Raw genomic sequence first — 15,777 nt, 5'->3', positions numbered from 1 at the left:
GCCAAATACGAAACGGAGTTTTCTACATATGCCTTTAACTTTGAATCCACGCGCTGAAGCGCTTCCGATATCTGGCATCCGCCAGTTTTTCAACCAGTTGGCTGATTATCCCGATGCCATCAATTTGACGATCGGCCAGCCGGATTTTCCGACGCCTGAAGCGGTCAAGCAAGCAGGAAAAGACGCCATCACCAATAATCTGACGGGTTATTCCCATAATGCGGGGCTGATCGAGCTGCGCAACGAAGCGGCCTCTTTTTTCAAAGACCGCTACGGGCTTAGCTATGACCCGCAGACGGAAATCGTCGTAACGAACGGCGCTACAGAAGCGCTGGATGCGGTTTTCCGGACAATCCTGGCTCCGGGCGATGAAGTGGTCATCCCGGCGCCTTGCTATACGGGCTATAGCCCGATTATCGAGATGAACGGCGGTGTACCGGTACTGCTCGACACGTCTGATACCGGCCTCGTGCCGACAGCCGCTAAGCTGAAAGCGTTGATAACGAATAAAACCAAAGCTGTGCTGTTCAATTTTCCATCGAATCCGACCGGCGTGACGTTGTCAAAAGAGCAAATGGACCCACTCGTCGAAGAGCTTGCGCGGCATGACATCTTCGTCGTGACGGATGAGATTTACAGCGAAAATACATTTGAAGGCGAACATACATCATTCGCATCTTACGCGGCCATTAAAGAGCGGACGTTCCTTGTGCAGGGCTTGTCGAAATCGCATTCGATGACAGGTTGGCGCATGGGATTTTTGCTCGGGCCGGAACAATTCATGAAACATGCATTGAAAGTCCATATGTACAACGCGGTCTGCGCGTCGCTGCCGAGCCAGTACGCGGCAATCGAAGCATTGAAGAATAATCGCGACGTGCCGGAAGAGATGAACCGCGCATACAAAGAGCGGCGCGATTTCGTCTACGGCAAACTGCTGGAAATGGGGCTTGATGTCGTCAAACCGAAAGGCGCGTTTTATATTTTCCCGTCAATCGAAAAATACGGCATGGGATCTTTTGATTTCGCGACGCGTTTATTGAAAGAAGGGGGAGTCGCGGCTGTGCCGGGCTCTGCCTTTACGCCGTATGGCGAAGGCTTTCTGCGCATTTCCTACGCCTATTCAATGCCGACGCTCGAGCGCGCGATGGAGCGTCTCGCAGCTTGGCTCGAAACTTTGGAACAATAACAACACTTGGACATCATCGCTACAGCGATAAGGGAGGACATCAAGATGGCTTCATTATGGGGGACACCTGAGAAACTGCAAGAATTATTGGTTGAATTGGTCGGCTGGAAAAGCATGACGTTGACGGGAGGCGAAGTTGAATTCGCCTATAAGCTGAAAGAGAAACTGGAAGGGCTGCCTTATTTCCAGCAGCATCCGGAACATCTGCATCTCAGCGAAGTGAATTGGGAGCGCGAGAACGTTACGGCGCTGTACAAGCATCCGGAAGCTGTCGACACGGTCGTGCTGATGAGCCATTTTGACACTGTCAGCACCGCGGATTATGGCGATTTGGAGCCGCTTGCCTGCAGCCCGTATGAATTGGCGGAAGCGTTTAAGGCAGTGCGCGATCAATTGGACTCCTATGCGCAGGCGGACCTGGATTCGGGTGAATACCTGTTCGGCCGCGGCACGATGGACATGAAGGCAGGGTTGGCATTGCATATGGCGATGATCGAGAAAGCCTCGACGGAACAATGGCCGATTAACTTGTTGCTGCTGTCGGTGCCTGACGAAGAAGTGAACTCGGCGGGCATGCGCTACGGCGTTTCGAAACTGCTCGACTTGGAACGTGAATTCGGACTCGAATATACGCTGTTTTTGAACGGCGAACCTGTCTTTGCGCAAAAACCAGGTGATACCGGCCATTACCTCTACACCGGCTCGATCGGCAAAATCATGCCGTCCGCAATGTTCTACGGCAAAGAGACGCATGTCGGTGAACCGCTGTCGGGCATTACGTCGAGCTATATCTCGACCTACCTGACGCACCGCATGGAATGGAATAAAAACTTTAAGGAAACGGTGTACGGCGAAACGACGCCGCTGCCGGTGACGCTCCTGCAAAAAGACATGAAGCAGGAGTATTCGGCGCAGACGCCTTACCGTACGAGTGCGATGTACAATGTCTTCCTTATGGAAAAGAATGCCGATGAAGTGTTCGCCCAGTTCGAGAAAATCGCTATTGAAGCGATGGACCATTGCACCCGCGACTACCTTGCAATGTGCGAACGCGAAGAAATCGAGCCGATCGGTGAAATCCGCGTCATGCGCTTCCGTGAGCTCAAGCGCTACGCCATCAAAAAATTCGGCCGCGAATACATCGACAAAGCGCTGATTGACACAATGATGCATCCGGAATGGGATGTGCGCGAAAAATCGATGCATGTTGCGGATGTCCTGCTCATCAATTGCCCGGAACTGACGCCGGTATGCGTCCTGCTCTATACGCCGCCGTTTTATCCGCCGGTGAACTCATCCGAGAACGAGCTCGTCAAACATTGCGTTCAACAAGTCACAAGCAATGCTGTTGAGAAATTCGGGCTGGATATCCAACAGATCCATTATTTCAACGGCATCTCGGACCTCAGCTACGTCAATTACGGCGATAAAGAAGACAGCTTCGTTACTTACGAAAAAAACACACCGGTCTACGGCGATTCCTACAGCATCCCGTTTCAGGCCATGAAAGAACTCGATGCGCCAGTGCTTAACGTCGGCCCGTTCGGCAAAGACGCCCACAAGCGCACCGAGCGCCTGCACATCAAAAATACATTCGAAGAAATGCCGCTGCTTCTCGAAGAGATGATTTTGTCAATTCCTGTGAAAAGCACAGTCTGAACTTTAACGGCAATGGCTTTAAATGAAAACAGCTTAGTTGAGCCTATTCCGTTAGATGCGGAATAGGCTCTTGCAGTGAGAGGAGTCCTTCGCAGCCGCGGAGGGCTTTTCGTATGGAGGGCTTGGATTTTGGTTATGGAGTTTCGCTTTTTTCGCTAATGCCTGTTAAAGGTGGAACAGGTTATGTTAACGGCTACTTAGGTCATGTTAACTCCAATTTAACGCCGGTAAACTCGAGAACCTTCTCGCAAAAAGCCTTCGCAATCATGTACAATTGGGTTGGATATACATAATAGGGGGAATGGTTGATGAAAATCGTAAAGGCTGAAATTTACGTGGTGGAGTTTCCGCTCAAGGAACCGTTCATCATTTCGTATGCGACCTACCCGCATATGGCGGCAGTGATCGTGAAACTGGAAACGGATAAAGGGCTTGTGGGCTACGGCGAGGCGGTTCCGGATGAGCACGTGACAGGCGAGCAAGTGAACGGCACTTTTGAAATTCTGAAGAATGTGCTGGTGCCTGCAGTCATCGGGCACAACCCGTTCGATATTGAAAAGATACACTTCCTCATGAATTCGGAGATCGCGCGCAATCCAGCGGCGAAAGCGGCGATCGACATCGCATGCTATGACTTGATGGGCAAAGCGTCAGGGCAGCCGGTTTATAATTTGATTGGCGGGCGCGCGCATGACAACCTGCAATACCCGAAAGTGCTGAGCATCGAAGCGCCAGAGATCATGGCGGAAAAAGCGAAGCTCGCAATGGAGCAAGGCTTCAGCAGCCTGAAGCTCAAAGTAGGCGGCGCTGACTCAGGGTTGGATATCAAACGCATTTACGCAGTGCGCGAAGCGGTCGGACCAGACATGCCGATCCGCATCGATGTCAACCAAGGCTGGAAAACGGCAGGGCACGCGATCCAGGTGATTAACCAACTCGACGGCGCAGGGCTGACATGGATTGAACAGCCGATCCGCATGGGCGATATCCGCGGCCTCGCCAACATCCGCAGCAAAACGGCGACGCCGATCATGGCTGATGAAACGGTCCAGACAATGGAAGACGTGCTGGAAATCATCCGCTTGGAGGCGGCGGATTACATCAACATCAAGCTGATGAAATCGGGCGGCATTTTCCCGGCAGTGCAAATGGCGAAAGCCGCTGAAGGAGCGGGCATCATTGCGCAAATCGGTTCAATGGTGGAATCATCGGTCGGCTCAGCAGCAGGCTACCATGCCGTCATGTCGCGCCGCAATATCCAGACGGCCGAATTGACAGGACCGCTTTTATTTTCCGAAGAAATAGGCGATCTGAATTTCCAATTGCCTTACGTCTTGCTGTCGGACAAGCCGGGGCTTGGAATCGAAGTGGACGAAAAGCAACTGCATAAGCTGACTGTCATGTCCTGCACGGTAGAAGGGGGCAGAAAACTTCATGGCCATTGAAACAAAAATCAACGAATGGTTCAGCTATTTCCATACCCATCCGGAAGTGAGCTGGCAGGAAACAGGGACAACTGAAAAGCTAGCGTCGATTATGGCATCGCTTGGCATCGCACACTGGACATTTGATGGCGTTACGGGATTGTTTGCCGAAATCGGGGCAGGAGAGCGGGTCGTTGCGGTGCGCGCAGACATTGACGCGCTGTGGCAAGAAGTGAATGGAAAAGTGCAAGCCAACCATTCATGCGGCCACGACGCCAATATGGCCATGGTTTTAGGTGCACTTTTGTACTTGAAAGATGAAACCCTGACGAAACGTATCCGTTTCATTTTCCAGCCGGCGGAGGAACGGGGCAACGGTTCGCTGGCGATGATTGAACACGGCGCATTGGAAGACGCGACGCATTTATACGGCGTCCATTTGCGGCCCATCGAGGAATTGCCGCACGGCAAAGCCACGCCTGCAATCCACCACGGTTCGGGCATTTTCCTGAAAGGAAAGATCACGGGCGTTGACGCGCACGGTGCGCGCCCGCATCAAGGCAAGAACGCGATTGATGTAATTGCCGCGATCCATCAGTTTATCAAGTCGATTTATTTTTCCCCGTTCGAGTCTTATTCGGCGAAGATGACGAATATCCAGGCGGGGGGCGACTCGCTCAATATCATTCCAGGAAGCGCCACTTTCGCGCTTGATGTCCGTGCACAAAGAAATCGCGTCATGGATGAGCTGAGAAGCCGCATCGATGAAGGTCTCCGATCGATTGCCCGGCTTTACGATATCACCATCGATTGGCAATGGGATGATTACACACCGGCGGCGGAAGTGTCGGAAGAAGCGAAAGATATCGCAGATGCTGCCATCCGCTCGGTCATTGGGGATGCCAATACGGCGCCGCCGCTCGACACGACGGGCGCAGATGATTTTCATTTTTACACGATCAAAAAGCCGGAATTGAAAGCGGCGATGCTTGGCATCGGGGCGGATCTCGCTCCCGGATTACATCATCCGGACATGGCCTTCAACCACGATGCGCTCGACATCGGCGCGCGCGTGCTGGCCGAGACGCTGAGAAAGAGCTAAGGGATAAAACTGCCGTAAATTCGGCAGTTCAGGTTTTTTGAAAATCATTTAGGGTAATGAAAGAGTAAAACTAGTTATTAAAAGGGAGCTTTTTTATGGATGCTATTTTAGACGCGTTGACGTGGCTCGTCGACGAAGGCAATAATTTATTATGGACTTATATTTTGATCGCCCTGCTTCTTGGACTCGGGGTTTATTTTACTGTGCGCACGAATTTCGTGCAGGTACGGCTATTCGGCGAGATGTTCCGTGTCATTTCTGAAAAGAAAGACGGCGAAGCAGGCGTTTCGGCGTTCCAGGCCTTCACCATTTCAACAGCTTCACGCGTCGGGACAGGCAACATTACCGGCGTTGCGCTGGCAATTGCCATCGGCGGTCCGGGTGCCGTATTCTGGATGTGGATGGTTGCGTTGATCGGCATGGCGACGGCTTTCATTGAAAGTACGCTTGCCCAAGTATATAAAGTGCGTGACGGCGAGCAATTCCGCGGCGGCCCGGCTTATTATATGCAAAAAGCGCTTGGCAGAAGAAAGCTAGGCATCGTCTTTGCAATTTTATTGACGGTTGTTTTCGGTTTTATCTTCAACTCGGTACAATCGAACACGATCGCGCAATCATTCGGCGAAGTCTTCAATATTCCGGAATGGGTTGTCGGCTTGGCGCTGGTAGTGCTGACTGCGCTGATCATCTTCGGCGGTGTTCAACGCATTGCCAAAGTTACGCAAGTTTTGGTTCCGGTCATGGCGGTATTATACATATTTGTGGCATTATGGGTGGTTATCACCAATATAAGCGAAATTCCGGCTGTTTTCTCAGTGATTATTAAAAGCGCATTCGGTTTGGAAGAAGCAGCAGGCGGTGCAATCGGTGCAGCCATCATGCAAGGCGTACGCCGCGGTTTGTTCTCGAACGAAGCAGGTATGGGTTCGGTGCCGAACGCTGCCGCTTCGGCCAACGTTTCGCATCCAGCGAAGCAAGGGCTTGTGCAAAGCCTAGGGGTATTTTTCGATACCATTATCATCTGTTCGGCGACAGCATTCATCATTATACTGGCTGGCGTCTACAAGACAGGCGAACAGGAAGGCATCTTGTTGACACAAGCATCACTCGACGTCCATGTAGGCGGATGGGCTCCGTATTTCCTGGCATTCGCCATCCTGTTTTTCGCCTTCAGCTCGATCGTCGGCAATTATTATTACGGCGAAACAAACATCGAATTTATCAATGCGCATAGCGCGTGGCTGACTGCTTACCGAATCGGCGTGCTCGGAATGGTCATGTTCGGAGCGCTCGCAAAAGTGTCGCTCGTATGGAATATGGCGGATTTGTTTATGGGCATCATGGCCGTGATCAATCTGGTCGTCATCGCGATGCTAGGCAAAATCGCCTTCAAAGTGCTCGGCGACTACACAGCACAGCGCAAAGAAGGCAAGAATCCTGAATTCTTCGCCAAGAACATCCCTGGCCTGAAAGGCACGGATTGTTGGGGCGAACACAGCAGAGACGATTAATAGTAAAGAATCTATGTGAATTTGAAGGAGCCCTCCGCATAATGCAGAGGGCTTTTCATATGGGGTGTTTTCGGGTTCAGCACGATTTCTGTTCTGTTAGTGCTGGTTAATGTTAAAACAGTTCATGTTGACTGCTGGCTAGTTCATTTAAATCTCACACACTTCATGTTAAGCTCTTGCCCCTTCATGTTAACTCTCCAACTCTTCAGGTTAACTAAAAGCTAGATCATGTTAACGCCATAACAATGCTTGTTAACGGGAGAACCTTGTAAATGCGCGCAGTGAAAAACGCTTTTTGAGCAGTCCAATAAATTCCCATAAGCCTTCCAGTAAACTACGTGCTATAATCTTTTTATGAAAAAATTACTGATTTTCCTTACTTTATTTACCATACTGTTTATTTCGTCGGGGCAAACCTATGAACAACAGACATTGATTCCCGCAATGGAGCGGTATTTGCCATTCGAGCCATTTAAAGGTTTTCTGAGCCTTTTTCAGATTCCATATTGGGGAATGACAATCTCGGTTGAGGAAAGAGGCTATTATCCGTTTGTTGAATTTGTGATCCGTAAAGCTTCCCATGTGGTTATTTTTGGGTTGATTGCGCTTGCAGTTTTGAATTTATTGCCGAAGCCGAAAATGGGTTTGGCTTTAGGGATTACCACCGTTATTGCGCTTACGGACGAATTCCATCAATCGCTGACCGGCGGCCGGACGCCGACGGGGCAGGATGTTCTTTTGGATGTGTTCGGGGCAGTGTTATTTTTGAGTGCCGCTAAGTTTTTGAAGAAAAATAAAAAAGAATTTAGTACTAGCACTAGAAGCTTGCGTACCCAGCGCCGTTAAGCTGTGAGAAAACACCTCAAAAAGAAATGATTTTAGAATTCGCTTCATACTCAAAGAAATTTTAGTGAAAAGAAGACAACTATGATAAAATTAACGGATGATTCGACTGTGATGTAAAAGCAAAAAACGGCGATTTCTTATTATATTTAAAGAGCATCTTGAACAATAGTTAGTTTTAATATGGAGGATGAAATGGAATGAAAGAACAGATTTTAGGCGTTAATGTCAATATGCAAAGCGAACAAGAACTTATGGAACTGATCAATGCGGACATTCAAAACGGCAGAAAATCACGCATCGTGGCGATCAATCCGGAAAAAGTGATGATGGCATCAAAAAGCAGCAAGTTGATGGAATTGCTCAACGAATCCACTTACCAAATTCCCGATGGCATAGGAATATCTGTTGCCTCGCGCTTGCGCGGCGGCGCAATAAAGGGCCGGGTTACGGGTATTGGCATGATGGATGCGCTTCTGAAGCTCGCACATCAAAATAAATACCGCATTTTCATGTACGGTGCGAAAAAAGAAACGGTTGAATTGGCAGCTGCTTCGATTCAGGAAAAATACCCGGACTTGATTATTGCAGGGACATTAGATGGCTATGAACAAGACATGGATAAAATCGCGCGCCGCATAAACGCTGTGAAACCGCATATCTTATTCGTCGCTTTAGGAAGCCCGAAACAAGAAATGTTTATCCGCGAGAATATGGCGCGCCTTGATGTGAATATTTTTCAAGGAGTCGGCGGCAGCTTTGACGTCTATAGCGGAACGGTCAAAAGAGCACCGGCTGTTTTTCAAAAAACCGGAACCGAATGGCTCTTCCGCCTGGCTTCACAGCCTTCACGGATCAAACGCCAAATGGCTCTTCCCCAATTTCTTTTTAAAGCAGTTCGTTCAAAGGACCGGAAAAGCCTGTGAAAATCCTTCATATGATCAGCGGGGGAGAAACGGGCGGTTCAAAAAAGCACCTTCTGCAATTATTCCATGGAGCGTCGGTAGACATGGAATTATTGTTATTAACGGAAGGGGCGTTTGCCGAAGAAGCCAGAAAACAGGGCGTTAAAGTAACGGTCATCCCGCAGAAAAGCCGATTTGACCAATCGACGCCTAAAAAAATACTAGCATTCATTCAGCAAAATGATTTTTCATTGATTCATTCGCATGGTGCTAAATCGAATTTTCTGATCAACTCAATCCACAAGGAGATGAAGGTGCCTTGGTTTATCACGGTGCATAGTGACCCTTCGTTGGATTTTCTGCATCAGCCGAAAGTGATCAACAAATTCTTTACGATGCTCAACAAACGCGCGCTGCGCAACGCTGATCATTTGTTTGCGGTTTCTGAAAAATTTAAAACGATGCTGATGGAAATTGGCGTCGATGCACAGAAAATTACACCTGTTTTTAACGGCATCGAATTTTCGGAAGCGATTCCGGCGTGGGATAAAAACCACATCCGTGCCGAGTTCAATACGGCGGAGACGGATTTTGTGTTTGCCATTGTGGCACGCCTGCATCCGGTAAAAGGCCACGAAGTATTATTAAAAGCGTTCAGCAGACTGGATGTTCCAGGCTGGAAACTCTGGATCATCGGCGACGGCGCATTAAGAGCAAGTTTGGAGGCGCTGGCAAAAGATTTAGGCATTCAGCAAAACGTGCGCTTTATGGGCACGCGAAATGATGTCGACGAATTGCTTTTTGCTGCGGATGTTTCTTTGCTGACGTCTTATAGCGAGAGTTTTCCCTTGGTATTATTGGAATCCGCGGACATGGGGACACCGGTAATCGCAACGGACGTTGGAGGCGTAAGCGCGTTGGTTGATCCGGGCAAAACAGGTTGGATCATTGTGGCTGGGAATGAAGAATCATTGCTTGAAGCGGCAAAATCTGCCATTTCCTCAGATACACCAAAAATGGGACGCGAATTGCGTGATTTTGCGGTTCGAAACTTTTCAAATGCCAATTTGCAGAAAAAACTGCTTGCTACTTACCAAAATATACTGTAAATAAACTAGGCAAAAAATACTGTTTTTTCACTCTGCCTAATTATTTCCAAACAACGCTATTCGTTGATATACGGGCATTTTTTTAAAACCTCGAGAACTTTTTCGAGGTTTTTTTGTCGTTTGCCGAATATAAATAATGTATTCAACATAGTTTATCAATGATAGACTCAGTTTAGTGCTTAGGAAAATGTATAATTCATACAATAAATGTACTAGAAGGAGCATGAAAGGCTATATGAAAAGATTAAAGGGCATAAGTATTCTTACTTTGACTATCGCTATTTCATCCTCAACATTCGTGCTTACGCCAGAAGCGTCCACTATCTACAGTGATTTTGATAGGGTTTCTGGGAAAGACAGATACCAAACCGCTGTTGCGGTTTCGCAAGAAGGATGGGCAAGCAATAGCACCAATGACGTCGTGCTGGCTGTCGGCAATAATTATCCGGATGCGCTTTCCGGAGCCCCGCTTGCGAAAAAGCTGAACTCACCGATTTTATTAGTAAAAAAAGACGAGATACCAGCAGTTGTCCTCAACGAAATCAAACGGATCGGCGCTGAAAATGCCACTGTATTAGGCGGCAAAGGCGCAATTTCGGATATTGCCATGCAGCAGCTTTCAAATGCAGGGATAAAACCTACCCGGATTTCAGGGGCAAACCGGCATCAGACTTCCGCTTTGATCGCCGAGAAAGTGGGAGGCGTGAAAGCGGTAGTCGCGACAAGCTCCGGTTTTGCGGACAGTTTGGCGATTGCTTCTTTCGCAGCAGAAAAAGGCATGCCGATTTTATTGACATCGCCAACTAAAATGTCACCAGAAGTAGAGCTAATGGTCAAAAAATATTCGGAAGTTATCGTAGTGGGAGGGACAGGCGCTGTTTCTTCCGAAGTCTTCGGGCAAATTGAAAAAACGGCGACGGCCACTCGCATTGCAGGCAAAGACCGCTATATGACAGCGGCTGCGATCGTTTCTGATTTATACCCGGCAACGATCGCTTCTTCTTTGATGGCATCTGGCGAGCAATTCGCGGATGCGTTGACCGGTTCCGCATTAGGTGCGAAACAGAAAAAACCGATTTTCCTCTCACGCCAAGCTTCTTTGCCAGCGGTAACAAAAACGGCTTTGGCCGACAAAAGTGTCGAGGCCTTGACGGTAATTGGAGGAGAAGGGGCGATTTCGAGTGAAGCGCTGAACCCGACGCCGCCATCAAGCCAAGCTGCTGTCGCTGAAGCGGCCCTCCGAACTGGAATTGTGGAAGAGTCGAAAAAATACATAGGGACTCCCTATTTATACGGCGGCACAACGACGAGAGGCTTTGATTGTTCCGGATACTTGCAATACGTGTTCGCTAAAAAGAGCATCGCGATTCCCCGGACAACCGGTTTGATCGCCAAGGCCGGAAACGCGGTCAGCTACGAAAACGCCAAGCCAGGCGATATTATCATCCTGGATTTGAACAATGCCGTTCCCACTACACCGTCCCATGCAGGAATTTACTTGGGAGACGGGAAACTAATCCATGCCGGTTTCAGTACGGGCATAACAATCATGGCGTTAAACGCGTCATGGGCTAACTGGGACAAGAAAATCGTGACAGTTAGATCGTATGTAAATTGACTTTTTAAAAGCCTGGCCAAGAGCCATAAGTGTTCCGCCAATTAAAAATACAAGGAGGAATTCTATTGAAATCCAATATAAAAGGCTTTGTTCTTATCGTACTTTTCAGTTTGCTGGCTATGACGGTTCCAGTTGATACAGCATCAGCGGCTGATTTTGAAGTGAAAGTTAAATTGAGCAATAAATTAGGAACGTCCGCTATATACCATTTTGTTCCAAAGGGGGAATCGATTTTATTCGAGAACCCGACTGTAGTGCTAGCGAAAGATAAGCGATACACAATAGTTGTCAATGCAGGCAAGCTGTCTGTCAAAGACGGAGCGAAAATCGTAGCTTCTGGCTTGTCCACTGTAACGGTGCAGCCGAAAATCTATACGAAAGAAAATCATGTATTGCTGTTCAAAGGAGCTTTGACAGAAGCGCATCCTTATATGGGAACAGTACTTTTCAGGTTAGCTGGCACGGCATTGATGCAGCCTGTGAACATTCTGCAATTCGAGGATTATTTGAAAGGCGTTGTTCCATCTGAAACACCGGCAAGCTGGGGTTCGCCAACTTCCGGAGGAATGGAAGCCTTGAAAGCACAGGCAATTGCGGCGCGTTCATATGTGTTTTCAAAAATGAGCCAAAGCACGCTGGAAATTGATGACACAACAACGTACCAAGTGTATAACGGATTTATCTGGGATCCAATTTCGCCAAAATATAACTCTGATTACCAATACAGCAACCGGGCTGTGACGGAAACGCAAGGGCAGATTTTGACTTATGTCGATAATTACGGCAAAAAAAGATTTGTGACAGCGTACTTTTCTTCCAGCAACGGCGGCCAGACAGAATTGGCTCAGCAATACTGGACAAGTGCACTTCCTTTTATAAAAGAATCGAAGGTCGATGAGTTCGATACGGCAAACGTCTTGTGGAAGCTGACTTGGTTAAAGCAGCAGCTTCCAATTGATGCAAATACATTGAAACCGGAACTTTGGTGGAATGCGACAGCTGAAAAGAACCTCTTGAGTTCTGAAGTTGCCAATAGCCAAAGCCGTGACGCGTTCCAAAAATATAAAGCGTATGTACTAACAAAAGCGAAAGCCGCCAATCCGGCAATTGAATCGATCAAGATTGCATCAATCGACTCGATCAACACGGCAGACTACGAAAACACGGGCAAAGTGGCGGAAACGAAAATTGATGTCAGCTATTACGCCAGAACCGAAGTGAATAATGTTCAGAAATACGTTATGGCACCGGGTGCTGCGTCGAAAACACTTTCAGGCGGCGACCGCTACGAGACGGCTGCTCAAATAGCAATGCAATATGTCGGGGAAGAAAAAGCGAAAGCGATCGTCTTGGGACGAGGCGATATTCCTGCGGATGCACTTGCGGGAACAGTACTTGCCCATAAGCATCAAGCACCAATTATGCTGGTGCGCAACGACTCGATTCCAGCAAGTGTGGAACAATTTTTAACTGAAAAAACCGAACCTGGAGCGCTCGTCTACTTATTGGGCGGCGCAGGGGCAATTTCACTCGATATTGAAAATAAATTAAACCAAAAAGGCTTTAAGACGAAACGCCTTTACGGAAAAGACAGAACAGGAACATCACTGGCGATTGCCCAGGAAATCGGTTCTCCTTCACAAGTCATGATTGCCACTGGCAATGACAACTCTTCCGATGCCTTGTCGGCTTCCGCTTATGCAGCATATAAGCAAACTCCGATCATCGTTCAGCGCGGAACGAAGCTTGCGCAACAAACCAAGACATTCTTAAGCGAAACTGGCAATAGCTCGGCCATCATCATCGGCGGCAAGGGCGTAATTGATCCATTTATCGAAACGGAATTAGCCGCTATGAACATCTCATCCAAACGCATCAGCGGCGCGGACCGTGTTGAAACGAGTATTGCAATCAATAATGAGCTGCCATTGCCAGGTAATAGTATCGCAATCGGAAACGGCTATCGATTTATCGATGCGCTGGCAGGCTCTGTGCTGGCGGCGAAAAACGGGTCACCGATTGTTATGCTTGATCCCGATCCAGCTAAACTTCCTGCAGCGTATTTCGATTCTATGCCCGTCAAGAGCGAGGCTTTCTTCCTTGGTGGAAGCGGCGTCGTTTCGGAAGACTTAAAAGAATCGGTTAATCAATTTATCGGCAGTGCTTTGAAAAAGCAGCAAATGAGCCTGACGTTCAATGGCTCAAAATCAACCAACGGCAATCCGACGATGACCACATTCCGCACGACACTTGGAGGCGTGAATTTAAAGAGCCTCCAATATGGAATTGATGATGAAGCGGACCGGTTCGTTATGGACGGCAGCGGATTCGGCCATGGCATCGGCTTGAGCCAATGGGGCGCATACAAACGCGCTAAATCTGGCCATACGGCAGCCCAAATCCTTGGATTCTATTACCAGGATGTAAACATTGAATTGACGTCTAATTTTGTAAAATAACCAAACTTAAACTGATGTTGCGCATTGGCGCAGCTTCAGTTTTTTCTAAACAAAAAACTGAAAATTCGAACAGGAAGAGGAAAATTATGAAGAAATTGCTGGATACACATTATCTTGGCGCCATTTTTATTGTTAGTTCGATTTTGCTGATCATTAAAATCGCTGTTTTTCGTTCCTTGGTTTTTGGAGAAGTTTCGTTTTTACGGTTGTTGATCGTCGACTTTCCGATTTGGATGCTGCTTCCGGTTTTGCTGTTATTGGCATTAAAGAAAGTAAGCCCGTTGATCTTATTGGGGTACAACTTGTTTGTTTCAGCCTTATTGATCTCTATTATTTGGTATGAACGCTATTTCCAGACTGTGCCATCGTATTATGATTTGAACCAGGCAAGCCAAGCGGGTTCTGTTATGGAAACGCTTAAACTGCTTTATTCCCCATGGGATTTATTTTTTTTCACGGATGTCATCGTTTACGCTGTGCTTGCTATCGTATTTTGGAAAAAGAGCTTTACAACCGTTTCTCGCTTGAAAATCGGAGCGGTTGCCATTGTATTTTCAATAATGGCCATTGCGACAACAGCGGCAGCGCTGCAAGAACCAATCATCGATGTTGCGCTATCGGCAAAAGAGCAAGGCTTTATCCAAACCCAGATTGTCCAGGCTATGGCTCAAGATTCAACAATTGGCTATGCTGAAAGCCAAATCCTGACCGATGAGGACCTTGCCGCATTGAAAGGCAATGACTTTGTGCCGTATGTAGAGCATGACCGTTTTGGCATTGCGGAAAATCGTCACTTATTCTTTATCCAAGTAGAATCGCTGCAAGCATTTGCGGTTAACCAATCTATCGACGGGCAAGAAATCACGCCGAACATCAACGCGCTGCTAAAAGACAGCATGTATTTCAATCAGGTTTTCCAGCAAATCGGGGGCGGCAATACGTCGGATGCTGAATGGATGTTCCATACTTCTCTTTACCCGAAAGGGCTCGAACCGACAGTCAATTATGTAAAAGGTGAAGAAATTCCATCATTTGTCGGCTTATTGAATGACCGGGACTATTTAACAACGACGTACCACGCAGACAAGATTGACTACTGGAACCGCGATATGCTTTATCCAACATTAGGTTTCCAAAAAGCATACACATCAGAAGAAATTCCTAATGAAGATGTGATTGGGTTCGGACCTTCCGACGAGGTGCTTTTTGAATTTGCGAAAGAAAAAATCAAGAAGCAGGCAGAAGAAGGCAATAAAATCTATGCGAACATCATGACAATCACGAGCCACACGCCATTTGAAATGCCGAAGAAAGATGAGTTCCTCGAATTGCCTGCTGATTTTGAAGGAAGTTATGTGGGAGATTATTTGCAGTCTGTGCGCTATACAGATGAGCAGATCGGAAAATTCATCGAATTCTTGAAAGAAGAAAACTTGTATGATGAGTCGCTGATTGTCATCACAGGTGATCATTCTGGGCTCCATGGCACGCCGATGAAAAAAAGTGATGTCGAATTGATGGGCGGTTTGCTTGGACACGTATATACCATCAAAGACCGGTTCCTGCTGCCATTCATCGTGGCGGGCCCAGGCCTTTTCGAGAATGAAGTCTATTCGCACTTAGGCGGCCAATTGGATATCATGCCAACATTGACTAATTTGATGGGTATCGTGCCCGAAGCACCGATTGCAGGGCATAATTTGCTGGAATACGAAAGTAATTTGCTGACGATGCGTTATTATTTATCGGGCGGGTCCTTTATCTCGGACGAATCAATATACTTAGGTCAAAATGCCCGTTATCCAGAACGTTATTATGATTTTGGGATGATGACAAAGATAATTCCGGTTCCAGAAAGCGCAAAACGGCATCAAGAAAATGTTATGGAGATACTTGATCATTCTGATAGTATTCTGACAAATTATCTAAGTGAAGCAGTTACAAATTAAATCTATTTT

11 protein-coding genes are annotated in these 15,777 nt (G+C 47.6%); all 11 read left to right on the top strand.

All coding sequences use genetic code 11. From position 1 onward, the window contains the following. The first annotated feature begins 28 nt into the window (after nucleotides 1-28). A complete protein-coding gene (locus AC4EHB_RS07270; protein WP_490981084.1) occupies nucleotides 29-1,189 on the top strand; it encodes an aminotransferase class I/II-fold pyridoxal phosphate-dependent enzyme in 1,161 nt (386 codons plus the stop codon). Between the two features lie 45 nt (nucleotides 1,190-1,234). Beyond that, nucleotides 1,235-2,848, top strand: coding sequence for a M20/M25/M40 family metallo-hydrolase (locus tag AC4EHB_RS07265; protein ID WP_490981083.1), 1,614 nt, complete (start codon nucleotides 1,235-1,237; stop codon nucleotides 2,846-2,848). Between the two features lie 308 nt (nucleotides 2,849-3,156). Further along, a complete protein-coding gene (locus tag AC4EHB_RS07260) occupies nucleotides 3,157-4,293 on the top strand; it encodes a mandelate racemase/muconate lactonizing enzyme family protein (RefSeq protein WP_490981082.1) in 1,137 nt (378 codons plus the stop codon). Continuing rightward, on the top strand, nucleotides 4,283-5,374 hold the full coding sequence (locus AC4EHB_RS07255) for an amidohydrolase (RefSeq protein ID WP_490981081.1): 1,092 nt from the start codon (nucleotides 4,283-4,285) through the stop codon (nucleotides 5,372-5,374). The genes AC4EHB_RS07260 and AC4EHB_RS07255 overlap by 11 nt, the downstream gene beginning before the upstream one ends. A gap of 95 nt (nucleotides 5,375-5,469) precedes the next feature. After that, the gene (locus AC4EHB_RS07250) at nucleotides 5,470-6,885 is read left to right on the top strand and encodes an alanine/glycine:cation symporter family protein (protein WP_490981080.1); all 1,416 of its coding nucleotides are present in this window, start codon (nucleotides 5,470-5,472) and stop codon (nucleotides 6,883-6,885) included. 354 nt (nucleotides 6,886-7,239) lie between these two features. Continuing rightward, nucleotides 7,240-7,731 (top strand): VanZ family protein, encoded by a 492-nt coding sequence (locus AC4EHB_RS07245; protein ID WP_490981079.1) that lies wholly within the window; start codon nucleotides 7,240-7,242, stop codon nucleotides 7,729-7,731. Between the two features lie 197 nt (nucleotides 7,732-7,928). After that, complete coding sequence (locus AC4EHB_RS07240) at nucleotides 7,929-8,654, top strand: WecB/TagA/CpsF family glycosyltransferase (protein ID WP_490974897.1); 726 nt, start codon at nucleotides 7,929-7,931, stop codon at nucleotides 8,652-8,654. Beyond that, the gene (locus tag AC4EHB_RS07235) at nucleotides 8,651-9,742 is read left to right on the top strand and encodes a glycosyltransferase (protein ID WP_490981078.1); all 1,092 of its coding nucleotides are present in this window, start codon (nucleotides 8,651-8,653) and stop codon (nucleotides 9,740-9,742) included. The genes AC4EHB_RS07240 and AC4EHB_RS07235 overlap by 4 nt, the downstream gene beginning before the upstream one ends. 235 nt (nucleotides 9,743-9,977) lie before the next feature. Beyond that, nucleotides 9,978-11,360, top strand: a complete 1,383-nt coding sequence (locus AC4EHB_RS07230; protein WP_490981077.1) for a cell wall-binding repeat-containing protein — start codon at nucleotides 9,978-9,980, stop codon at nucleotides 11,358-11,360. Nucleotides 11,361-11,425: 65 nt separating this feature from the next. Beyond that, a complete protein-coding gene (locus tag AC4EHB_RS07225; protein ID WP_490981076.1) occupies nucleotides 11,426-13,819 on the top strand; it encodes a SpoIID/LytB domain-containing protein in 2,394 nt (797 codons plus the stop codon). 86 nt (nucleotides 13,820-13,905) lie between these two features. Next, a complete protein-coding gene (locus tag AC4EHB_RS07220; protein WP_490981075.1) occupies nucleotides 13,906-15,768 on the top strand; it encodes an LTA synthase family protein in 1,863 nt (620 codons plus the stop codon). The last annotated feature ends 9 nt before the right edge of the window (nucleotides 15,769-15,777 follow it).

This window comes from Planococcus sp. TJ-302 (assembly GCF_058268455.1).
Note: the sequence above shows the minus strand (reverse complement) of the source record. Positions and strands in the feature narration are given on the sequence as shown.